Annotated in this window: 15 protein-coding genes and 1 pseudogene; 2 read left to right on the forward strand and 14 right to left on the reverse strand. The window is 37.0% G+C overall.

Annotated elements, in window-relative coordinates:
- The first annotated feature begins 45 nt into the window (after window positions 1-45).
- Both PC_RS05130 and PC_RS11225 read left to right on the forward strand, forming a co-directional pair.
- Window positions 46-4,563, forward strand: coding sequence for a leucine-rich repeat domain-containing protein (locus PC_RS05130; RefSeq protein WP_011175615.1), 4,518 nt, complete (start codon window positions 46-48; stop codon window positions 4,561-4,563).
- A 339-nt stretch (window positions 4,564-4,902) separates the two neighbouring features.
- Window positions 4,903-5,638 (forward strand): annotated as a pseudogene (locus tag PC_RS11225) (IS982 family transposase); the annotation flags it as partial.
- Between the two features lie 179 nt (window positions 5,639-5,817).
- Here PC_RS11225 and PC_RS05140 read toward each other — a convergent pair.
- From PC_RS05140 to PC_RS05205, 14 genes are all read right to left on the reverse strand, one after another.
- Window positions 5,818-6,528, reverse strand: coding sequence for an alpha/beta fold hydrolase (locus PC_RS05140; protein ID WP_011175617.1), 711 nt, complete (start codon window positions 6,526-6,528; stop codon window positions 5,818-5,820).
- Entirely contained in the window at window positions 6,528-8,090 is a 1,563-nt protein-coding gene (menD, locus tag PC_RS05145; protein ID WP_011175618.1) for a 2-succinyl-5-enolpyruvyl-6-hydroxy-3-cyclohexene-1-carboxylic-acid synthase, read from the reverse strand. Before menD ends, PC_RS05140 begins: the two co-directional genes overlap by 1 nt.
- Window positions 8,087-9,142 (reverse strand): chorismate-binding protein, encoded by a 1,056-nt coding sequence (locus PC_RS05150; protein ID WP_011175619.1) that lies wholly within the window; start codon window positions 9,140-9,142, stop codon window positions 8,087-8,089. Before PC_RS05150 ends, menD begins: the two co-directional genes overlap by 4 nt.
- Window positions 9,143-9,342: 200 nt before the next feature.
- The gene (locus tag PC_RS05155; RefSeq protein WP_011175620.1) at window positions 9,343-10,437 is read right to left on the reverse strand and encodes a DUF7507 domain-containing protein; all 1,095 of its coding nucleotides are present in this window, start codon (window positions 10,435-10,437) and stop codon (window positions 9,343-9,345) included.
- Window positions 10,438-10,528: 91 nt separating this feature from the next.
- The gene (locus PC_RS05160; RefSeq protein ID WP_011175621.1) at window positions 10,529-11,956 is read right to left on the reverse strand and encodes a DUF7507 domain-containing protein; all 1,428 of its coding nucleotides are present in this window, start codon (window positions 11,954-11,956) and stop codon (window positions 10,529-10,531) included.
- Window positions 11,957-12,568: 612 nt separating this feature from the next.
- Complete coding sequence (locus tag PC_RS05165; protein WP_011175622.1) at window positions 12,569-13,678, reverse strand: DNA polymerase III subunit delta'; 1,110 nt, start codon at window positions 13,676-13,678, stop codon at window positions 12,569-12,571.
- Window positions 13,675-14,352 (reverse strand): dTMP kinase, encoded by a 678-nt coding sequence (tmk, locus tag PC_RS05170; RefSeq protein WP_011175623.1) that lies wholly within the window; start codon window positions 14,350-14,352, stop codon window positions 13,675-13,677. Before tmk ends, PC_RS05165 begins: the two co-directional genes overlap by 4 nt.
- Window positions 14,353-14,354: 2 nt before the next feature.
- The gene (gene gyrA, locus PC_RS05175; protein ID WP_011175624.1) at window positions 14,355-16,925 is read right to left on the reverse strand and encodes a DNA topoisomerase (ATP-hydrolyzing) subunit A; all 2,571 of its coding nucleotides are present in this window, start codon (window positions 16,923-16,925) and stop codon (window positions 14,355-14,357) included.
- Between the two features lie 87 nt (window positions 16,926-17,012).
- Window positions 17,013-19,520 carry a DNA topoisomerase (ATP-hydrolyzing) subunit B gene (gene gyrB / locus PC_RS05180; protein ID WP_011175625.1) on the reverse strand — a complete coding sequence of 836 codons (2,508 nt, stop codon included), beginning with the start codon at window positions 19,518-19,520 and terminating at the stop codon, window positions 17,013-17,015.
- Between the two features lie 35 nt (window positions 19,521-19,555).
- A complete protein-coding gene (locus PC_RS05185) occupies window positions 19,556-19,894 on the reverse strand; it encodes a DciA family protein (RefSeq protein ID WP_011175626.1) in 339 nt (112 codons plus the stop codon).
- Between the two features lie 333 nt (window positions 19,895-20,227).
- A complete protein-coding gene (locus PC_RS05190; RefSeq protein WP_011175627.1) occupies window positions 20,228-21,265 on the reverse strand; it encodes an autotransporter domain-containing protein in 1,038 nt (345 codons plus the stop codon).
- A 71-nt stretch (window positions 21,266-21,336) separates the two neighbouring features.
- The gene (gene ispH / locus PC_RS05195; RefSeq protein WP_011175628.1) at window positions 21,337-22,278 is read right to left on the reverse strand and encodes a 4-hydroxy-3-methylbut-2-enyl diphosphate reductase; all 942 of its coding nucleotides are present in this window, start codon (window positions 22,276-22,278) and stop codon (window positions 21,337-21,339) included.
- Window positions 22,279-22,348: 70 nt separating this feature from the next.
- Complete coding sequence (locus tag PC_RS05200; protein WP_232086062.1) at window positions 22,349-22,834, reverse strand: low molecular weight protein-tyrosine-phosphatase; 486 nt, start codon at window positions 22,832-22,834, stop codon at window positions 22,349-22,351.
- Between the two features lie 72 nt (window positions 22,835-22,906).
- Window positions 22,907-24,874 (reverse strand): bifunctional serine/threonine-protein kinase/formylglycine-generating enzyme family protein, encoded by a 1,968-nt coding sequence (locus PC_RS05205; protein ID WP_011175630.1) that lies wholly within the window; start codon window positions 24,872-24,874, stop codon window positions 22,907-22,909.
- Window positions 24,875-25,126 lie beyond the last annotated feature (252 nt).

Consider the following 25,126-nt stretch of genomic DNA (forward strand, 5'->3'; position numbering starts at 1 on the left):
CTTTCAGCTCAAATTTCTTTATAAAAACCAAAGGATAGTCAATTCATGCAAAGCACTTATTCTCTCTCACCCCTATCGTTTAGTGAGCAGCCATCGAAATTTCGATACTTAGATAGCCTCGATGCGATTGCGGCGACTATCACAAAGAAAAAATATTCCCAAGCCATCGAGCAGTTTAATGTTTTCATGGCCTATTTACCGCTTCATGTAGAAAAAGAAGTGCTTGAAAAGGCTTTTGACTGCCTCTGCACGCTCATCCCTGTTATAAATGCTCCTCAAGAGATAGAAGAGAGTTTACGTTTACTACTCTATATGACATCAAGCTCTTGTTTTACACAACACCAACAGCTGCTGGCTATCGAACTGGCCAAGTGGCACTATAAAAAAGGAAAAGAAGAGAAGCAAGAGAATAAACAAATTAAATATTTCATCGATGCCATTCACTATGTAGGAAAAGCTCAGATTATCTCGAAGGATTCCTCAGATCTCCAATATTTAGCTTCGCGCCTTTTTAAAGCCGCTTCAACGTCTCTTGGCATTTTTAAGCAGCGTTTAGAACAAGCGGTGGGGAAAAATGATAGCCAGCAAGTCGTGCAACTCGTCACAAATCTCGAAACGCGCTTTGAACCTATCTGCTGTACGAGTGAAAAGTATGCTTTTATTAAATTATTCTATAAACAAGTGCATGCAGTTGTCTCGCATACGTTAATAACACGGGGACCAGAACGGATAGAGACAAGTGGGCTGCGTACTCTGCATGAAACGATGCGTCATTACTTAGAAAGTGACTCTCTTCCCACTAATTGTTTTGTCACGGCTAGATATCGAAAAGAACTAGATACTTATCGCGAAGATTTTCATACGCTCTATCAGACGATTGATCCGCAAAAGTTCACAATAGAAGAGGTACGTGCTTTTCAAAGAAAAGTTTCTACGCGTTTGATCATTTTTCTGCACGCTTTAATCGAGGATGCCTTTGCCATTTTAGGAGATCCTCCTTGCTTATATAATTTACGGGCGATGGGATCTTTGGCAAAAGAAGAGGTTTGTCCCCGCTCAGACTTGGAATGGTGCATTCTCATTGAAAGGATTGAGCATCGAACTTACTTTGTGAAATTGGCCCGCCTGTTAGAACTACAGATAATAGGCTTAGGAGAAGATCCAGCACAAGGTTTGCCCGTTTTTACTTGCATCGCAGCTAAACACCGCTCCGGTTTGCATATCGATTCTGGCGGTAATCCAGCTGTTGTCATCGACCTTATTAACACGCCCGATAGATTGGCTCGGATGCAAAAAATGGAGGACTATTCCTCTAATTCGCCTAGTAATACGCTGCGTAAGACAATTTCTTTACATCAAAATACCCCTACGCTCTTTGACCTCTACCAAACGAAAATGCGCACCTATCTCGATGAAGAGTTGCCACAAGCAAGAGAAATCAGGCGCAAGAGCCAGGCGCTACAGATGCTGACAGATAGACTGCAGACCTATGAAGAGATTTGGTGTCAACCCTTTAAAGAAAAATTCATCGATCTAAAAAAGAGCTATATGGAGCTACTCCATCATCTTTTAAATGATTTATCTCTTTATTTCGGCATGGAAGAATCCAATACACTCGATCTCATCGACGCACTTGTAAAAAAAGAAATTCTAACGGCTGAAAGTGGCTTCTTATTGCAAGAAGCGGCCGCTGCCATTTACCTAAAAAGAGTGGGTCTGCATTTTATTTATGAGGAACAAAAAGAAGAAGTTAGCATAGGAGATTTTGGTAGTGAAAAAGGAATCCTTGTAAAAATTTATTGGCTTGTGCTGCGCCCTCTTTACCGCAAATTAAAGCATTGTATTTCCGATCTGGGCTCTCATTTTCAGCAAATCGATCTACTTCAAGAGGCTTATTACGAAGAGGAGCTACACCCCGATAAAATAGAAAATCTAAAGCCCTGGATCGCTCATTTCGTGCATCATCTAGTTTCCAGACAGCGAGCTAATGCGTTTGATCAGGCTTGGCATTGGCATGAAGTTTACTATCAAAGGCTTTCCCAGATGACATTTACAGAACCTCTAAGAGAAATCTATCTTAATGTTTTGAATAGTTATGCAGAGGAGGGAAACTTGGCTGCGTTAAGCGCTCATCTTGCCTCTATCCCTAATCCAAGCGGAGTTAGACAAAGCCAGCGCTTGGAAGAAGAGCAATTTCAACAAGCGATTCTCGCGATGACAAGCGACCAACCGGACGGTCCTTTTCAAGTAAAAATCCGCTGTCCAACAGTGCCTGACGCCCGGTATCTTAGACAAGCAGTAAGCGAGCAAATTTTAGAAGAAACAGGCAATCTCAAACGTCAATACAAAAATAGCGCTCACCCCGTTGCGAGTGCCTCCTATGGCGGCTACCAGCTGCATTTTAAACAAAAACCGACGCATCCTCTGCTGGAATATGCCATCCATGCGCTGACGGCACGAATTGCGGGGCACTTAAGTCCTCCAACTGAGCTGGCACGCTTTGAGGTCGAAGTAAAAGGAAAAAAACGGATGTATCCCGTCTTAATTTCAAAAACAATTCAAGGGCAAACGTTAGAAAACGTTGACCAGCTAGAAATCAAGCAACTGACCTGGGCTTGCCTTGTTGCCTTATTGACACGTCCTGGGGATGGTCGCTTCTCGAACTATGTCGTCGAAGAAGAGACGCAACGCATTTTCTGCGTGGATAACGATATTTCTTTTGTAGAACCCGTCATCCACCACTTCGTCGGACATAAGGTCCATTTTTCCTCAGCTCTTTTTTGCTTACCTTCTAACTACCACCTAGATCCTGAAGTGTTGCAGGCTTTTCTTCGTTTAGAGCCTAACCTCATCCTCAATAGTTGGCTCGAAGACTTAATCAAAAAAGACGAGACTTATCGCACTCTTCACCTTTTTACCACCGAAGAGGAAAAAAATTTATATGAGGAAGATCGTAAAGATCGCTTTAAAGGAACGCTTCTTTTACGCAGCGGGACGTTGACGAATCTACTTATTCAATTTTACCATTTGCAAGACTGCTTGAACCAAGCCTTAAAAGACAAAAAGGATCTCATCCCTCTCGATCTTTTACACTATCTCGTCAACTTACGGGGAAGTCAAAAGCAAACTTTAGACCGCTGGGTTTACTCTAAATATAGGCAAGCTAACGCAAGCAGCTTAAATCCCAAACAAAGGCTGCAACAAGCGATCAATCGTCAGGTAGACATTTCTCTCACTTCCGCCCAAGCCGACGCAGCCAGCTTTGGGAAGCCCCCAACGTTTGAAGAAATTCAACAGCGCGAAGAATACTCTCCCGAGAAAGCCCAGAGCGAGCTTTTTGCTTTTACCTTAAGTCGGTGCACTTCCCATGTTCTGTTTGGCGAAAACAAAGAGGGGGAATGGATTGAAGCAGATTTTAAACGCATGGCCAAAGGGAAAACTCTCGATCGAGAGCGGCAAAGCCTCGTTTTAAATGCCCTAATTTTTTTAATGAAAAATAAAAAGTTTCGACCCAGAAAAGTGACTTTGATGAACTGCGCTGTTTTAGATCACATTACGTTAAAACCTTTCTTGCACGTTGAACTTGATGATTTAAATTTAAGCGGTTGCCCGCTTATTAAAGAAGAAATCATTCAAGAAATTGAAAAGAGCTGTCCTAACCTCAAACAGCTTTATTTAAACCGCTGCGCCCAACTGCGTGCTTTTGAAAAATCACGCTTTCCCCTCACACCGACCTATTTGCAGTTTGCCAAATTACAAGAATTGCAACTCACGCGGTGTGAGACGCTTGTCTCGATTCAGTTAGATGCCCCTCTTTTGCATACCCTAAAAGCAGATAAAAATCCCCAGTTAAAAATGCTTTTTTTCAAAGCATTTGCTCCCTATGTCAGAGGAAATTTCACAAAATGTCCGGCGTTAGATTTAGAAACAATCAAAAAAGAAGTAGTGAGCAAAACTTTAAGAGAAATAAAAACTTTAGAAATTGACCATATACGATTATTTAAACTTTATATGAATAATTCGAACCTCACCATACTTAACTTTTTTGACAAAAGAATAAGCGATGAGGGAACGGAAGTCATTGCTAATGGACTTGCTTTCAATACTGCTCTTAATATACTCGATCTCAGAAATAACCAAATAAGCGATAAGGGAGCAAAAGCAATTGCTCAGGCTTTTGCTTTCAATACCGCTCTCTGGCACCTCCATCTCGGAAATAACCAAATAAGCGATGAGGGAGCAGAAGCAATTGCTCAGGCTCTTGCTTCCAATACTGCTCTTAAAACAATTGATCTCAGTAATAACCAAATAAGCAATAGTGGAGCCGAAGCACTTGCTCAGGCTCTTACTTCCAATACTGCTCTGAGGATACTTTATCTTGAAAATAATCAAATCAGCGATAGTGGAGCCGAAGCGCTTGCCCAGGCTCTTACTTCCAATACTACTCTGAGTACGTTTTATTTTTACGGTAATCCATTAAACAAAAGAGGAAGACTAGCTCTTGCTGAGCTAGGTCATGAAGTTATTTTTGATGGAAGCTATCGAGTATTGCGATTTAATTGAAACGGTTGTTACAAAACAATCGAAACACTTCAATAATAGCTATCACTATTAAATGAGGTGTAATTTAAATTGACAAGTCCATATTTCCTTATTTGTTATTTAAATAGTTGCTGTAAAGTTATTAAGGTGTATGGCTAGAACTTCTGATTGCATTTTAAGGCGAACAAAAATGGACAATATAAACTAAAGAACTAAAATTTAATTCTCTATTGATAAGCCTCTATTTTTAGCTGCCACCTGCTGTCTAGATAAAGGCTGTAAAGAAAGCTGCTGCTGAATATGATTATCAATTTTTAAAATTTCTTTCTCAAATATTTATTTTTAACAAACAATGTTTAAATGAGGATTATTATTTTATTTTATCAATCGCATTATTGAATATTTAAGTCCTTCTATGAATAGGTTGTAAGTACTTAGACAAAAAATTTCCAAGCTTAATGAGCTATAGTCGCTTTGTTTATTTAAAGAAGAATCTCTTTATTCTTTTATTTGCTTACCTTCTAGGCATAAGAGGCGAAATAACAGGAATTGCTTTTAAAGAATGTTTTTATTGATTCTACAGCAATAGATGTTTGCCATCATAAACAAACGCATTGAGAGGAATAAGGTCTTCAAAGGTTTGGTAAAGAGAGGGAAAATAACCTCAAGACGGTTTTTTTCGGATTTAAATTACAACTAATTATCAATGAGATTGGAAATGTTTCTGATGTAGCTGTGGTCGAAACCTTATCGAAAGGAATTTTTAGGAAGCTATTTGATGATAAGGGATATACTTCGGCAGAACTTGCAAAGAAGCTTTTAAAACAAAGTCTTGAACTATTGACGACCATAAGTTTGAATAGGAAACAGAAGGTGATGAAGTTGACAGACAAAATTCTTCTTGGAAAACTAGCTGTAGTTGAAACGGTAAATGATCAATTAAAAAATATTTCTCAAATTGAACAGAGATGCCACAGAAATACCGGAAATTTTTTAATTAAACTTTTAGCCGGGATTTTCCATTTATACTCAATAATCTAAACAGCCATTTATAAGATTATCAGAACAACAGCGTCTATTGTTAATGGCTGCCTAAAAACCAAAAATACAGGTTATTTATTTGGATAAATTGAGGTATTGCAGCAAATAATTTGGCTACTCATCACTATTTCCTTCATCTTTGCCTTCTTCAATTTTTTTCTGCACTTGATCGCTCAGGAAAATGGAAAGAAATTTTCTACTTACAAAACAATTGATTAAAACTTATGAATAAAATCAAATTGTCAATGCTTCAATAAAAATTGATAACTGCGATTTAAAGATATCAGGACAGAGCCAAGGAACTCTATGCCCCGCTCCTTTAACAGATAAGTGGAAAGATAACGGATGTTTAAAATAAAGCTGTTGGCCTAATTGAGAAAATTTTTTATCTTTCTCACCAGTCATCCATAAAATGGGAAAAGGAAGTAGGCCTATTTTTTCTTTTAAATCTTCTTGTTTCCCTAATGAAAAATTTCTTAGGTGCATAGCTAGATTCGACCGCTGATAATCATTATGGGAACGATAAAAAATGAGGTCTTTCGCAAATATATCTTGTGCATTCCATTGCTTTATTAAAGATTCCCATTCTTCAGTTTCAAAAAGACCGGCCCATTTTCCATCCTGATCCAACCGTTCTTCTTTTTCGTTTTCTTGAGATAAACCTGGATGGGTAGAAATCAGAATCCCTCCTTTCCATAAATCTGGATCTTGACACAACGCATGTAATCCCAATCTTCCCCCCATCGAATAACCGAGCAAAATAGGAAAATGAGGAGGTTGTTTTTTAACAAATGCATTAAAATGCTCTGCCCAACTCGATAAATCTGTACACGAAAAAGAGTTCACATCGATTTTTTTTATTTGTGTAAATTTAAACAGGTCCCAATCCGATGGGAGGCCTAAAAAGCCGGGAATTGCCCATAAAATATAAGGAAGATTCCCCATTACATCCTCTGCATTTTCTTTCTTAATCGATCTGTAGCAGAGGGATCAGGGACAAGTTCAATTAATCGACTTGTTTGACTACCAAGAATAGTTGTAGGAATTTCATGCCAACAATCGTATTCCCAACCCCAAAAATCTGCGAAAGCTTTAAAATTTAATTGATGGGAGTTAAGAAAGGACAGATGAGCAAATTTAGGTGCAAAAATTTGTCCACCACTATTATTGACAACCACAACATTCACTTTTAGTGGCTGAATTTGGTGGATCACCCAAGGGGCAATCATGTCATAAAGAGTGGTTAAATCTCCCAAAATTGCCCAATTGTTTTGCTCAGGACTTGCTAATCCAAGAAATGTTGATAACTGTCCCTCAATTCCATTGGCACCTCGATTAGCAAAAACTTGGAAGTGCTTATTTGTCCAGTCTGCAGCTTGATCCCATTCTCGAATCGGAAGGCTATTACCTACATAAATTTTCGATTCTTCCGGAATTTTTTTAGATAGTAAATGAAAAAGGCTTAGCTCAGCAAGCGGCTCTTCTTCAAAAAGTTTCAATAATTCCAATTGATACGATCGATTAGCATCTTTCCAAGCTTGAAAAGAATAAATAGGTTTAAAACTGAGTCTATAGTTTTTAAAAAATTCTCTTAAAGAGGTATGAATAATATTTCCGTTCGTTAATCCAGCAAACGGATTTTCACTAATAGAGCAAACCTTCACGTTATTTGTCTCTTCCAAATCTCTCCATAATCTCGCTGTTGGAATTCCTCCAATCCGAAGAATTCCATCAATAGGATAACCATGCTGACTCGAACAATTCCAGACATCTTCCACCGATTCAATTCTCAAATTTTCTAACAAAGAGTTTTCTCTTAAACCTGATTGCGCCTCTAAATACACTGGTGCTTTTAAATGGCGTAAAAACGAGAGAATGGGTGTTGTTTCATTTTGATTTAAAGCTCCAACAATCACCAATGGAAACTGACACTTTTGAATAAATTCATCGAGTAAATGACTATCACACAAAATAGGTTTTGGAGTAAAAATTCCCATCGAAAAACTTCGAGCACATTCCTGGTTATCATTTTTGGAGGGTTCTTCAAAACAGACATTTAAATGACAAGGGCCTCTACCTGACCATTGATCAAGTTGAAAAAACTCATTTTCTGCTAAGTCTTTCTCTAAAATTGTATAACAACTAAAAATTCCTACTTGCTCAATGGATTGAGGTGCTCCAGACAATCGAAATCGCCTTGGACGATCAGCTGTGATCAACAGTAAAGGTAGGCTTGTATAATACGCTTCAATGGTTGCTGGAAGGAGCTCTGCAACAGCTGTTCCTGAAGTTGTCACGACAGCAATAGGTTGATGAGTAGCTTTAATTCGACCCACAGCGAAAAATGCCGCTGATCTTTCCTCACTCCAATAATAAACTTTAATAGTTGGAATTTGCGCTAAAAGATAAACGAAAGCTGCATTACGAGCCCCGGGCGCTACACAAAATTCTTTGATTCCATATTGAAGGGCTTGTTCAATAACGTGTAAAGCCAACTCATGATTCATAAATCCAATCCATTTTTAACAGCTTGTAATTTTAAACAAAGTTCCTCCCACTCTTGATCTAACTGACTTTCTGATACCACACCACAACCAGCTCCTATTTTCATTCCTTGATCATTCCATTGGACATTGCGTATAGCAACATAACAATTTTTAATCCCTTTTTCTGGAAAACTGAGCCCGACTGGCGCTCCAAACGAATTTCGATCCAATTGATTTTGATAGTGGCACAACCACTCCTCTCCTTTTTGTCTCGGAAAAGCTCCAAGAGCAGGTGTTGGATGCAAAGCTCTAACTAGAACTTCAAAAGAAGTCGGTTGATATAGAGACATTTCAATAGGGGTCATTAAATGAGTTAATATAGGAAGTTGTAAAAGCTGTCGCTGTCCTATAGAAACCTTCCCAAGCGATGCTAAACTTTCACAAATTCCTTCAACAACTACCTGATGTTCAAACAACTCTTTTCTATCTAATGAAAAAGGATTTGCATTTTCCAATTTTTTCGTCCCTGCCAAAGCCATTGTTTTGACTAAATGGGTATTTTGGTTATTCCATTCAAATAATATTTCCGGAGTTAGACCTAAGATACCTTTTTCGCTATCCCAACATCCATATAAATAAACGGATGATATAGAGAGCTGTTCTAATGCTTTTTTAAGAGATGTTTTTAATTGATTTAGTGTCATCTTTGTATGAGAGTGGGCAAAAATATAGGGAACGGCTTTTTCTAATTGTTTTTGTTCAAATAATTGCTTTAATTGATAGAAGTTTTCTTGAAATAAGAATTGATTTTCAATCATCCATTCCGACCGTAAAATAGCGGGTGGATTCAAAAGGTTGATTAAGTATTTAGTTTCAATTATTTTCCAATCAGAAAATTGAAGCCAAGGAAAAGAAGTCTTCAAAAAAAAATCGGGATAATAGAAAGCCGGCACAGTCAGATCCAAATCTTTAGAAGAAGCATATGATTGCCGAGAGCCAAAAGCCAACAAAATCAAATCTGGACTCAGACTTGCGATAGCTCCTGACTTCAAAAACCGTTGATCTATTATCACAAAATTCCTCTGAAGAATCAATTTAAAGATCATAACCCAAAGGATTATTCAGGTTATGAATCAATCACTATTTTCAAAAGTTGATTCTATCAAAATATCAGCATAAATACTGAATTTCAACGAGGAAAAAAATTCCTAATTCTACCTAACGACATATTTTTTATGTTTTACCAATTAATTTAGGCATCAATCAACTAATTTTAAGGTTTTATCTTTACTGAAATAGGTAACGACACCCTTCCAAACTGATCGACGGAAACAATATAATAGGTATAAGAACTCTGTTTACGGCGATTATGAATATAATACTCAGTGGTATTATAAGGAATTTTCGCGACCAATTTTTTCAGATTTTCGTCAGAAAAAATTTTATATCCAATAGGACTTTCGCCACTTAAAGGAAGTTTCCATTGTAACACGTCAATATAATCCGTTTGATTAACAAATCGATTAGAAGTTCGATAACCATGTAAACTTCTTGGCGGTAAAATTGCTTGGTTTTGATTGACCGTCACAGTTGCTGATACTTCATTAGAATTGACCAAATTTAAGTTCAAATTAATTCCCTGGGCAATGGCTGTGTTCGTAATACTTCCTTGCAAAATATCACTTTCAGTGACTACATAAGAGGCTGTAGTTGTCAACGATTGATTAGGGAATAATGTCGTGCTAGGAAGACTGACAAAGGGAATTTTATTATCCTCAATTTTTATAGATTCAATCTCTTCATCTCCTAAATTAGTTACTTGATAAGTATAAGTGATTAGCTCACCAACTGCAGAAAATAGCGTAGGGTTAGCTTTCTTTGTCAAATTAAGAGGAAGAAATGGCAAAGTGATTGAAGAGTTTGCAACCGCTGTATTATCATTACTTATGTCCCCCCCTGCTATTGCACCACAAACAATTTCTTTTAGATCAATATCATATTGTGTCACGACGTATTCGCCCATTCCTGTTGCGGGTTGATCTATTTTGACTGTTGTTTGGTCAAGAAGAATGTCTCCTTCCAACAATGGACAACTTACAGTGACATTTGTATACGTTTGTGTTGATGATGTCGTAGATACAATAAATGTATACTCAATTACTTGGCCCACTTTTACAAAAGAAGGGATATCAGCATTAATCGTTAAAATAAAAGGCTCTTCTTGCTCAAGGTAGAATTTGGAGTCTAATAAAGGGTGCTTTCCCTCAATTGCAGATGTTGAAGCACTCAAATATTGATTAAGAAATAGACTTATCCAAAATAATAAAAATGTTAATGATTTGGTTGGATAGATGAAATAGGTTTTCATTGTTCACCTTTGATATAGATGTTTTAACTTAGCAAAACATACGAACTTTTGAAAACCCATATCAAATTTCACCTTTAATTTCTTCGTTTAATTATTTTTTGCTATAAATTTTTATTGAAATCGGCGCCGACATTTTTCCAAATTGGTCCTCGGAGACCATGTAATAAGTATAAGACCGATGTTTGTGGCGATTATAAATACGATACTCTGTTATATGATAACCAGAAACTTTGGCAACAAGTTTCTTTAACCCAACATCGGAAAAAATTTTATATCCAGTTGGAACTTCTCCTCCAGAGGGAATTTGCCATTGCAACACGTCAATATAATCCGTTTGATTGATAAATTGATTAGAAGTTCGATAACCTCGTAAATCTCTAGGTGGTAATATTGTCTGAGTTTCATCAACCATCACAGTCGTTGTTGCTAAATTAGATTGAATCGAGTTTAAACGCATATTAGTTCCTCTAGCAATTGTCGTATTCGTAATGCTTCCTTGCAAAATATCACTTTCAGTGACTACATAAGAGGCAGTAGTTGTCAAAGATTGTCTAGGGAGTAATGTTGTAGCAGGAAGATTGACAAATGAGATTTTATCGTCTTCAATTACAATATTTTCAAGGGTCACATTTCCCTGATTGGTTAAATCATATCGATAATTAATAATCTCTCCTTTGTTGCTGATAACTGCCGGAACAGCTGTCTTAGCTAATGCAAAATCAAACTTTTTTTGAGCATTGACAACGCATGTCACGTTGTTAGAAAATACTTCATCCTCAAATTGATTTTTACCCGATGCTCGGGCAACATTAACGATTTCTCCAACATCTAAATCTGATTGAGTCACATGATAAGTTTGCGTTAAAGTCGCTAATTTACCTGCTTCTAAGAGTGCGGCGATTTTCATAGTTCCTAATTTATCGTCTTCAATTTCAACGGATTGAAAGTTCTCATCTCCTAAATTTGTGACTTGATAAGTATAAGTGATTTTCTCGTCAATAGTAGAAAATAGCATAGGACTAGCCTCCTTTGTCAAATTAAGCGGAAGATAGGGTAAAGTGAGAGAAGCCGACGCAGTAAATGTTTCACCCGACTCTGTAGAACCTACCGCTAGTGCAGTGATGACAATTTTTTGTTGGTTGATATCCTCTGCCGAGGCAAGATAGAGACCAGAACCTGTTGCTGATTGGTTAAGGCTAACTGTCTTTTGGTCAAGCAGAACAACCCACCCCAACAACTGACAAGTGACGTTGACATCTTTGAAAGTCAAAGTAGGTGAAGTTGTTGATACAACAAAAGTAAAATTAATGACCTGACCCGTTTTTACAAAAGTGGAATGATCGGCAGTGATCGTTAAATTGAAAGGCTCTTCTTGCTCAAGATAGGATTTGGAGTCTAATAAAGGGTGGTTTGTCTCAAGCGCAGATGTTGAAGCACTCAAATATTGATTAAGAAATAGACTTATCCAAAATAATAAAAAAGTCGATGATTTGATTGGATAGATGAAATAGGTTTTCATTGTTCACCTTTGATATGGATTTTTTAGCTTCGCGAAGTATACGGAGCTTTTGAAAACCCATATCAAATTTCAACTTTAATTTCTTCGTTTAATTATTTTTTTGCTATAAATTTTTATTGAAATCGGCGCCGACATTTTTCCAAATTGGCCCTCTGAAACCATAACCATGTAATGTAATAGGTATAAGACCGGTGTTTGTGGCATTTATGAATACAATACTCTGTTATCTGATAACCAGAAACTTTGACAACAAGTTTCTTTAACCCAACATCGGAAAAAATTTTATATCCAGTTGGAACTTCTTCTGCAGAGGAAATTTTTCATTTCAATACAGCTATATTATCCAGTTTGTTTTAAAAAACTATTAAAAGTACGATAATCTCGTAAATCTCTATCCGTGAAAAACCGTTTGGACAAAGCCATCACAGTAGCTAGGAGAGCATTAAAAATAATCAGTTTCCCTAGAATTATACTCCATCTACAAAGGTAATATTAATGTTCATTTTTCTAATTTAAAATAAATTTTAACAAAAAACATTAAAGTTCTATAATCAAACTTTTAACTTAAAAACTTTCTCTAGGTATGAAATGATGGAAAAAAGGTCAAAGGTTTTAAATCCAAGCCAATTTTAAAAATAAATTTTCTAGGCAAATATTTAAAGATGTCGAACGTTGAAGTGATAGACGGGCTTCTTCAATACTTTTTTGAACTATTTCTAAGGGTAAAAGATTTCCTCTTTGTAATATCTGCTCAATGCTTTCAGCATAATCGCTGTGAATTAACAATGATTTGTTTTGAGTCAGTTGTAAGAGATGCAAATCCCGATACCAAGCGAAAAGTTGATCAAATAAAGATTCTACGTCTTGTAGAAAAATCTGCGTGCACCTTCCCTCGATTTCTTTTTCAAGATGTTGTTGATGCGCTGTGGATAATTGCTCACTAAATAACTTTAGAAATTCCTCTTTGGCTTTTTCTTCAAAGAGTTTTTTAGAAAGTTCAATTTGTGCCACCAATTCTCCAACAATTTGAGTAAATTCTTTATAACTCGTTAAAGGCAACTGGGAAAGTGTATTCAATAGAAAAATACGACTTTCATCCCCTTTTTTTTGAATCAATTGAACAGCTCTTCCTAAAGATCCTTGTGATAAGCTTGCTATGTTTTGAGCAAATTCAGTTTCTAAATACATTCGTTCGACTAATACTTTTTCAATTTCACTTGCATGAATTGGTTGAAAATGAAGGGTTCGACAACGAGAGACAATTGTTGGTAAAAGCGCTGCTTGTGATTGACTTAGTAGAATGATCACCGTTTTTGGTGGAGGCTCTTCAAAAGTTTTTAATAGCGTGTTAGCACTAACACTCAACATGCGTTCAGCATCATGAATAATAAAAATCTTCCAAGAGGCTTCATAAGGAGGTAAGTGAACTTCTTCACTTAATTCTCTAAGCGATTGAATACCATGTAGGCCTAACTTTCCTTCAGGACGATAAATATGAATATCAGGATGCAACCCATTTTCTATTTTATACTTATTTTTTTCTTCTTGTTCACAGATTAATTGACTCGCCAATGCATAGGCAAACAGCCCTTTCCCAACGCCATTTGGTCCAGCAAAAAGTAAAGAATTTCCGATAGCTTTTTTTATAAGCATTCTTTGCAGATAAATTTTAATAGGATCATTACCAACGAGAAAAGAAAAAGAAGAGGGAAATTTGTTCAAGTTTTCAACTCCGAGTCAGACCACTGCTCTTCTAAAAATTCAAGCGCTTTTTGTAAAACTTTTGATTGACTTTCATTAGCATCAATACGATATATTCGCTGAGGTTCTTGCTGGACAAGAGATAAAAAAGCCTGACGAACACGTTCGTGAAATTCAATTTTTTCGGATTCGATGCGATCTAATTGCCCCATTTGCGCATGAACTTTTTGAATTTTTTGAGTACGTGCTAAGCCAATCTCTGGAGACACATCTAGAAATAATGTCCAATTAGGAAGTATTTCTGCGCAAACAAGTTGGCAAAACTCTTGTATTTTTTTAGCATTTAATCCTCGTGCTGCTCCTTGATAAGCAATCGTAGAATCATTAAAACGATCACAAAGCACAATTTTTCCAGCTTTAAGCGCTGGTTGAATTAACTCTTCAATATGTTGAGCTCTTGCAGCCAAAAATAATAATAATTCTGCTTGGTGTCCAATAGAGATGCTATCCTCATGATTCAACAACAAATGTCGAATTGATTCACCAAGCTTTGTTCCTCCAGGTTCACGTGTTTGAATGACTTCAAACCCTTTATTCCGAAAATAGTCTCCTAATTGGTTGAGAAGGGTCGATTTACCAGATCCCTCTCCTCCTTCGATTGTGATAAAATACCCCTTAAATTTCGTTGAAGGCATGTCTATTCCGATTGATCAGTAATTTCTTCTGAGCTGGGCTTTACTGACATTTTAATTTCTGGTGATTCAAAAGAAACGTTGTTTTCGTTAAGTTCAATTGTATCTGAAGCTAATAACTCTTCACTTTGATTTTCACTACCTTGTAATTTCTGAATAGCGACAAGATAATCATTCTCTTTTAAATTTGCTAATTTGACGCCTTGCGTATTGCGCCCCATGACCCGAAGATCATTCATATTAATACGAACTGTTTGCCCGGTTGCAGACATCATAACCATGCCATCTTCATCTGTGACACAGAGAGCTCCGATTACCTTCCCATTACGTTCACTTGTAATAATAGAGCGAACTCCTACACCACCTCGATTTGTTTGGCGGAAATCATCTACCTGAGAACGTTTACCGAAGCCATTTTCACAGACGACTAAGATAGACTCATCACCGTTAACAACTTCACATCCTACGATATAATCATTTTCACCACGTAAGGTTGCCCCTTTGACTCCGCGTGCTGTTCTTCCCATTGGGCGAACGTTGCTTTCTTCAAAACGGACTGCCATCCCCTGATGAGTAAAAAGCATTACTTGCTGCTCAGGTTTAACAAGGCGAGCGGCAACAAGTTCGTCTCCTTCATCAATGTCAAGAGCCCAAATCCCTTTTCTTCTGGGGTTGCTAAATTCATTGAGAAGCGATTTTTTAACAACAGCACGCTTAGTAGCCATCAAAATGCACGCTTCTTCTTCAAAAGAAGAGACGCGTTGAATAGTCGCAATTTTTTCTTCCGGGCGAATATCTTCTAAAAGATTAATAAGAGGTTTTCCTTTGGATTTGCGTCCCGTTTCTGGAATTTGCCATACTTTTAACCAATAACAACGACCTAGATTAGTGAAAATAAGCAAATAATCGTGCGTTGTTGCAACGTATAGACCCTTAATCACATCTTCTTCTCGCTTGAGCTGCATTCCTGTCACACCCTGGCCACCTCTTCGTTGCTCACGAAATGTATTGACAGGCATACGCTTAATATAATCATCTTGAGAAATTGTAATAATCACAGGCTCATTTGCGATCAAGTCTTCCATATTGACTTCAGTTTCTGCCGCAATGATTTGTGTCTGTCTCTCAGATTTATGATGCTTTTGAATATCTAATAGCTCCTCACGAATAATCTCTTTAACCATTGCTTCGCTTGCTAAAACGGCTCGTAAATAATCAATCTTTTTTAACAATTCTTGATATTCATCATTAATTTTATCTCTTTCAAGCCCAGTTAATTGATATAGTCTTAAATCTAAAATTGCATTGGCTTGACGTTCAGTGAATTCAAATTGTTTTATTAATTCAATGCGAGCCTCATCCCGATTACTACTTGCACGAATCAGACGAACAACTTCATCTAAATGATCAATTGCTTTTAAATATCCTTCTAGAATATGAGCTCGCGCTTCTGCTTTATTAAGCTCAAATCGAGTACGTCGACGTACCACATCAATGCGATGTTCAATCCAAACAGAAATTAGCTGTTTAACATTCATGGTACGAGGTAAACCTTTATCTAATGCAAGCATGTTGCATCCAAAGGTAATTTGCAAATCACTAAACTTATAAAGCTGATTGATGATAACTTCTGGAACTTCTCCACGCTTTAATTCGATAACAATACGCATTCCATCTTTATCGGACTCATCGCGTAAATCTGAAATCCCTGTAATCGTTTTATTATTGATGAGTTCTGCAATGTGTTCGATTAAACGGGATTTATTTACATTGTAGGGAATTTCATCGATGGCTAAACGAGAACGATCCGGATTATCTTCGTTTTCCTCAACTCGAATGACTCCTCTTAAAATGAGCTTTCCCCTTCCTGTATGGAAAGCTTCTTTAATCCCCCGATAACCGCAAATCATCCCTCCTGTTGGAAAATCTGGGCCGGGCATCACCTTCATAATGTCATCAATTGAAGTTGTAGGATTTTCTAACAAGAGTAAAGTTGCTTTGATTAACTCATTTAAATTGTGAGGAGGAATATTCGTAGCCATCCCCACCGCAATTCCAGATGAACCGTTGCAAAGAAGATTAGGAAATTTAGAAGGAAAAACAGTAGGTTCTTTCTTAGTCTCATCATAGTTAGGAACCATTTCAACAGTGTCTTTATCCAAGTCGTCCATCAGTTGGACAGCTGCTGTTGTCAAACGAGCTTCAGTATAACGCATCGCAGCCGGAGGATCTCCATCAACAGAACCGAAGTTTCCTTGTCCATCTACCAAATTGTATCGCATAATCCACTTCTGAGCCATTCTAACGAGAGTTGGGTAAATGACCATTTCTCCATGTGGATGGTAGTCACCCGACGTGTCACCCGAAATTTTGGCACATTTTCTATGCTTTCCATTAGGACCTAGATTAAGTTGTCGCATAGCATAGAGAATTCGACGCTGAGAGGGTTTTAAACCATCACGTGCATCCGGAAGAGCGCGAGAAATGATGACTGACATTGAATAGCGTAAATAGCTATCTTTCATTTCATCTTCTACGTTTCGAGAAACGATGACTTCGTCTTTAGTGTAGGACATATAACCTCTATTTAGGCCAGTTGCAAAATTCCTTTATCACTCGCATCAACAAGTTTTGTGACTAAAAGAAAGTGAACTGATTCACGATTAAACATCTAAATTTTTAACTGACAGAGCATGTTGTTCAATAAAAGCACGTCGGGGAGGAACATCTTCTCCCATTAACATCGTAAACATGTGATCGGCTGCAATTACATCCGGTAACGTCACTTTAATGAGAGTTCTCTTAACAGGATCCATCGTGGTTTCCCAAAGCTGGTCCGCATTCATCTCACCAAGACCTTTGTAACGCTGAATTTCAATTCCCTTACGTCCATTATTTCGCAAAAAATCAATGACTTCGCGTAGTGTGTAATAAGTGTAAGTTTTTCCCCCTTCTTCCACAATGTCCAAGATCACTCCATTTGCACACATGTAGTAACTAAAATCCAGTCCATATTCTTGTAAAGGTTCTTGAATTTCTTCAATTCCACCTTCTTCATAAAGCTCAATAAAATGAAGTCGACTAGGTTTAAAAGTACGCATTTCAGGAGTAATTTCATCTGCTGGAATGGAAGCTAGCGTTTCTTGATGTCGTTGACGCTGACTCTCTTCTTCAGACTGTCTCAAAGCTACAAATTCATCTTCTGAATAAGCAAAACGAGCTCCCTCCATTAAATTCATTTGAAAACGAGGAAGTAGACCGTTCTCATTTTTTAAAGCTAAAAATTCTCTAAAAGGAATTCCTTTTTTTTCTATGCGATCTATAAAAATCTCAACAGCCAAAATTGTAGAAACTAGTTTTTTAGTTTCTTCCAGACTTAAAATATTTTCTCGGGAAGCTAGCTTTATTTGTATATCGCTTAATCCAAGCTCTAGTAAATAATCATCCATTTCTCTTTCCGAGTGTATGTAACGACTCGTTTTTTTACGGGACACACGATAAAGAGGAGGTTGAGCAATATAAATAAAATTGTTTTCTACCAACGCCGGCATATGACGATAAAAAAAAGTTAAAAGGAGTGTACGAATGTGAGATCCGTCCACATCCGCATCCGTCATGATAATGACTTTATGATAACGAAGTTTTTCCAGATTAAAGCCGTCTTTCCCAATCCCGCAACCAAGAGCAGCCACCATGGTTCCTACTTCAGTATTTTGTAATACTTTTTCTAAACGTGCTTTTTCAACATTTAGAATTTTTCCTCGAATCGGTAAGATTGCTTGAAAACGCCTATCTCTTCCAGATTTAGCAGAACCACCCGCAGAATCCCCCTCAACAATATAAATTTCACAAAGAGCTGGATTTTTTTCTTGGCAGTCAGTCAATTTTCCAGGAAGTCGCGCACTATCCAAAGCCGATTTACGTAAAGTTAATTCCCTTGCTTTGCGAGCAGCTTCACGTGCCTGCGCCGCTATGATAGCTTTATCAGTAATTAATTTAGCCATGGAAGGATTTTCATCGAGAAATATCGCTAACTCTTCTCCGACAATTTGCTGGACAACAGAACCTACATCACTATTACCAAGTCTTTGTTTTGTTTGTCCTTCAAATTGAGGATTAGCGACCTTGACAGAAATTACAGCTGTCAATCCCTCTCTCATATCTTCTCCGTTAATGGAGATTTTATCCGACTTCAAAAGGTTATGATTTTTAATGTAATTATTCAAAACACGGGTAAGAGCTGTAGAAAAACCAGTTAAATGGGACCCACCTTGCCTTGTTGGAATATTATTTACATAAGAAAAAATGGTTTCGGAATATCCATCATTCCATTGCATTGCAACTTCAAATTCAATCGGAGCATCATCTCCAGGCTTTACCCCATGAAAATAAATAGGATTAGAAAAAAGAGGTTCTTTATTTTCATTGAGGTAAGAAACAAATGAGCTTAACCCCCCTTGATAGCAAAAATTGACATCTTCTTTTTCAGCATGTTTTTCATCTCTAAAAAAAATATTAATTCCTTTATTCAAAAAAGCTAATTCTCTGAATCGCTTAGCTAAAATGTCATAGTCGAAGTCAATTGTTGTCATCACTTCAGGATCAGGCCAAAACCAAACTTTGGTTCCTCGTTTTGTCGTTTCTCCAATTACTTGAACTGGTTTAACAACCTTCCCTTGAGAAAATTCAATTTCGTGCATAAGGCCATTTTTACAAACTTGCACAATCATTTTTTTTGAAAGAGCATTCACACAAGAAACACCGACGCCATGCAAGCCTCCTGAAACCTTATAAGTATCTTTATCAAACTTACCCCCGGCATGCAGAATAGTCATAACAACTTCTATGGCAGACACTTCTCTTCCTTGCTTGCGAGACTCATTCTCATGGCGTTCAACTGGAATCCCTCGTCCATCGTCTTCAATACTAATAGAATTATCTTTATGTAAAACAACGTCGATAGCTGTACAGTAACCAGCCATTGCTTCATCTATACAATTGTCTATTACTTCATAGACAAGATGATGAAGACCATTGACACCTGTATCACCAATATACATACCAGGGCGTTCTCGAACAGCCTGAAGTCCTTCTAAAACAGTGATGGAGCTAGCATCGTACTCTTTGAGTTGAATCTTGGGTTTATCTGAACTAAGTGTATCTTGAGACATTCGATTACCTTAAATATTGAAACTTTATCTCTGTATCAACCAATTCGAAATAAAATCGTTTTGATTTCTACTCGAGGAAACTTTTGTCTAAGCTGGCTTAAGAGGCGCGGCTTATCATTTTGACTTAGCAAACTATAAAGAGTTGAATTTTTCACCTTAACAACAAGCACTCCAGATGAAAAAGAAACGGCTTGTGTCAACGCAGAAAGCTTGGGACCAATAATGATAGGCCACATCGCCAAAATCAAATCAGATCGTTGTTCATAAGCTTTACCAATTTTTGATAGAACATTTGGCAGTAAATCGTTGATATGATGACTCGTCACCTCTGTTCCATCATAACTTCTAGATGTGCGAGAATAGGGCTTGCTCACAGCTTTATTTCCGCCTTGATTTGAAAGCTCTTAAGAGAAAAATTAAAGCCAAATAATATCATAAACCCCTGTCTGAAACAACATTTTTATGATTAATTTCTATTATTATCAAATAAACAAACTTTTTAACTCATACTTATATGTAAATAGAGCTGAAGTAAAGCAAAACCCAAAAATTTTTATTCAATTCTGTCAAAGTCCAACCTCTCTCCTTAGCACTATTAAATTGATTAAATTTTTTTGAATTCAAAAAAATTGCTAAATTTTGAGCATAAAAAAAAGAGCCTCATCAAGAAAACTTAATGAGGCTCAGAAACAAAGAGAAAAAAGAAATTAGAATGCCATTCCTACATCAAATGTAACGCTACCAGAGCACCACTTAACATCTCTAAGTGGGATTGATACGAAACATTTTGTGTCAACATTACCTACTTCAGTTTTAGTAACTAAAGAACGATCATGTCCACGTCTTGCATGGAAATACTGAATTCCACCTTTTAAAGCAAGCGTCCAGCACTCATCCAAATCCCATTTCACACCAAAGTCAAGTACATGACCTTGAGAACTTTTTGAGCGGTGGTGAAAACCATTTGGAAGATCATTACGTAATTTCCAATCAGCTTTTGCATGATATTTTGCAAAATGAAATTCATAATCTAAGAACAATTCTAAATCACAGCTAATACGATAGTCAAAATCAACTCCAACAAATGGTCCATTCCAACGTGTGTTATAACGGTTATGGAAATTTGAACTAGAAGAAGAAGAAGAAGAAGAGCTGTAATCGTAGTAGTCGCTAGAAGCACGAAGAAGGCCGCTGCTACTGCTGCTTTCACCTATAGGGCTAGTTGCAAATCTTAAATGACGATCTTTCAAGTGTTGGCCTTTCCAAGAATAACCAACGACTGGTGTAACAGAAAAGCTATCGTCACACAATTTAAATTGATATCCAAGAGCAACGTCTACATCGTAAACATGACCTCTTGTTTTAGCATGCGTGCGAGAAATTTCTAATTGAGACTCTTCGCCTGCATTAATGTAGTCAGAATCTCTATTCTTACCACTTACGATCCAACCGTAATCTCCACTAGCACGCAAGTAAACATTGTCACAAGTGACATACTCACCTCTAGCTTCGATTTGCCAGATATTTAAATTTTTCCATTTTAATGTCGATTGAGCTCCAAATGGTGATGCTGCCGAATAGCCACTATCTGAGCTGTCGAGACCAGTACGGGTTTTCCACTTAAGTTCATCTCTACGATAGCCAAAGCCAACTTCTAAAGATGAATCTGTTGCTTCAGGCCAAAATGCTTGAGCAGCAGAACAACTTAAAAGGGATGCCATAATTGTCAAAAGGATTTTGCGCATATATGTCCTCTTAATGATTTTTAATGGTTCAGGGATCTTAAAAAAATACACTTTAACAATAAATTCTAGAATTAATCAACACTAAAACGTGCGTTAACAATAGGTTTTGGTAATTGGAAGACAACATCTTCGTGAGTATAAACGATGTCTTCCACTTCATTTACACCTAATTCTATCAAACACTGGATGCATTTTTGAACAATTTCTTCAGGAGTTGATGCACCAGCAGTCAAGCCTATGACTTGCTTTCCTAATAGCCATTCAGGATGAATTTCTTTTTCATCATTAATTAAATAAGATTCTATTCCTCTTGTCGAAGCAGCTTCTCTCAATCGATTTGAATTGGAACTTTGCGGATCACCCACGACTAACACAAGATCTGTTAGGTCAGTAATTTCCCTAAGGGCCATTTGGCGGTTTGTTGTCGCATAGCAAATGGAAGAACTCGGTAATGTTTCTACATGAGGATATTTAACAATTAGGGCTTGCGTAATCTCTTTCACATCATCCAAACTCAAAGTTGTTTGTGTAATATAAAAAAGTTTGTCCTGAGAAGAGAAATTTAAATTTTTGACATCTTCCACAGACTCTACGATTGTTGTTACATCAGGTGCTTCACCTGCGGTTCCAATAATCTCGACATGGTTATGATGGCCAATCAAGATAATCTGATAGCCTTGTAAAGCATATCGTTTTACTGCAGAATGAACTCTAGTTACTAAGCCACATGTGGCGTCTATTTCTATCAGTTGTCTTTTTTTAGCTTGTTCTCTGACCGCAGGTGATACACCATGTGCTGAATAAATCAACCTAGCTCCCACTGGTACATCTTCTACATCTTCAATAAAAATAGCTCCTTTCGTCTTTAAGCCTTGAACAACATGTCGATTGTGAACAATCTCATGCTTGACATAAATAGGAGATCCCCAAAGAAGAAGAGCTTTTTCAACTGTTTCAATCGCTCGCTCGACTCCAGCACAAAAACCGCGGGGCTTAGATAACAACAGTTTCATTTTCAACCTAAACATCTCTTGAAATTAGAAGGGGAATCATAAAGAAAATGGGAGTATTTGACAATCCTTATCATTTTTTTTCTTCTTTCACTCGAATATGATTTAGTAGACCCACACAAGAATCTTCTAAAATATCAAGGACTAATTCAAAAGCACCACCCGGTTGATAATAAGGGTCTGGGACTTCCTGTCCTTGATAAAATTGACTGTACTCTGTCATGAACATAATTTTAGATTTTTGCTCAGTAGATTTTGCATGTTGATAAAGTGATTCAAGTACTTCTTTATCTGCCACTAAAATATAATCAAATCGATTAAAAAATTCTTTTTGAAATTGCTGAGCTTGACTAGTCAAAATGATTCCTCTTGATTTCGCAGCTTCTTGCATCCGTACGTCAGGACTATGACCAACATGCCAATCTCCCATTCCACAACTTTCGATATGGAAGGCTAGATCGGGCTCTTTCTTTGCAAAATGACGTAAAATTCCTTCCGCAGCAGGAGACCTACAAATATTGCCCATGCAGACAAAGAGTACATTTATTGTTTCCATCATTCATCTATTCCTAATTAAAATTTACTATAAAGTATCGCTGTAGCTTTGGTTTTCTTCTTTACAATCAATTTATTAAGAAATTTGCACATCAGCCGCACAGCGAAAGCCATAGGTTCCATTAACGGTGCCGGGATTATTGCGATGTCTTCTAGAACATCGAAGATCTTCTTTTAAACTCTTCCAACAGCCTCCCCTTAAAACACGATAAACGCCTTGTAAAGGCCCTTGAGGAAAATCTGGTTCTTGCATGGATAATTCATAATAATTATAACCATACCAATCGTGGCACCACTCATAAACATTACCTGCCATATCATAAAGGCCACAATTATTTGGAGCATAACTCATCACAGTCGTGGTATCTGAACTAAAGAAATTGGCCTGTGTTTTTTCAATCTCCTCACCCGTCGGATAAAGAACATTTTCTTGTCCACCCCTAGCTGCAATTTCCCATTCAGCTTCAGTTGGAAGGCGTTTCCCTATCCATTTAGCATAAGCAATCGCTCCATACCAAGTCACCCCAACAACTGGATGTTTCGCATATCCAGATTCAATACTAAGCTTACCTCCACTTCTTTTAATACGTGAGTCACGTAAACGAATAATGTCATTATGGTTGCTGTCTTTTTCTCCTCCCATTACTTCTAGAAAACGAACAAATTGCTCATTAGTCACAGGATGGACATCCAGAGCAAAACTTGAAAGAGTGATTTGATGCCTTGGCATTTCGTCGCGATTTCCATCTTGACTTCCTCGATAAAAATTCCCTCCTTCAATGATAACCATATCAGTTAAAATCGGTTTAACATTGGTCACATCTTTTCTTTCGGGGTTATAAACTTTTACAGCTGAACTAATTTGAAAAATTGCTGCAGGATCGTGATCAGTTTGAGGGCGTTCGAGTAATGGATTTTGTAATACTGGTCTTAAGGTTGAAACAGCCTCCTCAATCACAGGTGGAGCTTCTTCTATTTTTAATGTAACTAGAGACTCGCTAACACCTTTTTGAACATTGCATTTTCCCTCTTCAAAAATAATTGATGCTTCATTATTGAAAAAAAACTCTTCTTTACCAAGAGTTAACTCTTCAATTTTGGCATTTTTTGATTTTGGCTCTTGAAGAGTTTCTTTTAAAGCAGTTACTAAAGAATCTGTTCGTTTAGCAGGTTGATTTTGTAAACATTTTTCTAATAAAGTATCCCATTGATAACGATAACGTGAAGAGTTGGAAGGCATTTCAAAAATACCTTCCGGTAGCTCGTTCATCAATAAATAGTACACTAACACACCAAATGCAAACACATCTGTCTTCATGCTGACCGAATGGGGAAAATCCAGCCTTTTTTGTTCTGGAGCAAAAAAAGCATGCGTTTGTAAAAAAGAAGCATGTAAAGGAATTAATTTTTGAGAATCGATAGAGGGACTAGGATAGCGATCTTGGCCCATTTTTTGCCATAAATTTTGGGAGCCAATCTCAAGGGCTTCTGCCACATTTTTATAAGTTCTGGTCAAAACTGCACCTGGTCCAATTATCCAAGACAAACCAAAATCAGACAAATGGACTTCTAAGTTTTGACGCCTTTTCCCAATTAATATATTGTTAGGTTTTAACCCTCGATGAATCAGTTCTCTATTTCCCATTTTTTTACTATGAGCGTAATCTAAAGCTTCTGCAATTTGCATGAGAATATTAATAATTTCATCCTCTTCTAATCTCCGGTCGAGCTCCATTAAGTATTGAGCAAGATTTGTCATTTCTCCCATTTGATCTACAACACAATCAGTGACTAGAAAATAAACCCCTTGAGCAAAAGAAATATTATGTGTTTTAACAATATTTGGATGATCTAGCGTAGATAAAAAACTAATATCTTCTTGGAAGCGTTGAATAAAACTACGATCTGTAGACAATTCTTCCGGAAGGATCTTAAGGATATATTGAGTTTTCATAAAACGGTGTTCAGCTAAATAAACTTCCCCCAAAGTTCCATGCCCAATCGATTTTATGATTATGTAATCGCCTAAAATACGCTGTTCCATGCTAAATCCTTTTATCTTAACTCTTAGATGTGTAAGTTTTAATTTAAAGTTTTGGTCTTATTTAAATCTTACATAAGTTATAAAAGATAACCTCTCTTTAAATTAATTTCAAACCTCTTGAAAACAGCTCTCATCAAAAAAATTTAAACAATAACTTTTGATGATTATTGTCTATTAATAATGACATAAGCAAAAACCCCTTCAAATTATTTAAATTTCCTGACCAAATAAGATGGCAGCTAATAAAGAAAT

Origin of the sequence: Candidatus Protochlamydia amoebophila UWE25, assembly GCF_000011565.2 — a bacterium.
In the GTDB taxonomy this organism is placed as follows: domain Bacteria; phylum Chlamydiota; class Chlamydiia; order Chlamydiales; family Parachlamydiaceae; genus Protochlamydia; species Protochlamydia amoebophila.

Excerpts from the sequence above, each read along its gene's own strand:
- PC_RS05130 (WP_011175615.1), top strand. The coding sequence starts at position 46 with ATGCAAAGCACTTATTCTCTCTCACCCCTATCGTTTAGTGAGCAGCCA.
- PC_RS05140 (WP_011175617.1), bottom strand. The coding sequence starts at position 6,528 with ATGGGGAATCTTCCTTATATTTTATGGGCAATTCCCGGCTTTTTAGGC.
- menD (WP_011175618.1), bottom strand. The coding sequence starts at position 8,090 with ATGAATCATGAGTTGGCTTTACACGTTATTGAACAAGCCCTTCAATAT.
- PC_RS05155 (WP_011175620.1), bottom strand. The coding sequence starts at position 10,437 with ATGAAAACCTATTTCATCTATCCAACCAAATCATTAACATTTTTATTA.
- PC_RS05160 (WP_011175621.1), bottom strand. The coding sequence starts at position 11,956 with ATGAAAACCTATTTCATCTATCCAATCAAATCATCGACTTTTTTATTA.
- tmk (WP_011175623.1), bottom strand. The coding sequence starts at position 14,352 with ATGCCTTCAACGAAATTTAAGGGGTATTTTATCACAATCGAAGGAGGA.
- gyrA (WP_011175624.1), bottom strand. The coding sequence starts at position 16,925 with ATGTCCTACACTAAAGACGAAGTCATCGTTTCTCGAAACGTAGAAGAT.
- gyrB (WP_011175625.1), bottom strand. The coding sequence starts at position 19,520 with ATGTCTCAAGATACACTTAGTTCAGATAAACCCAAGATTCAACTCAAA.
- PC_RS05190 (WP_011175627.1), bottom strand. The coding sequence starts at position 21,265 with ATGCGCAAAATCCTTTTGACAATTATGGCATCCCTTTTAAGTTGTTCT.
- ispH (WP_011175628.1), bottom strand. The coding sequence starts at position 22,278 with ATGAAACTGTTGTTATCTAAGCCCCGCGGTTTTTGTGCTGGAGTCGAG.
- PC_RS05200 (WP_232086062.1), bottom strand. The coding sequence starts at position 22,834 with ATGATGGAAACAATAAATGTACTCTTTGTCTGCATGGGCAATATTTGT.
- PC_RS05205 (WP_011175630.1), bottom strand. The coding sequence starts at position 24,874 with ATGGAACAGCGTATTTTAGGCGATTACATAATCATAAAATCGATTGGG.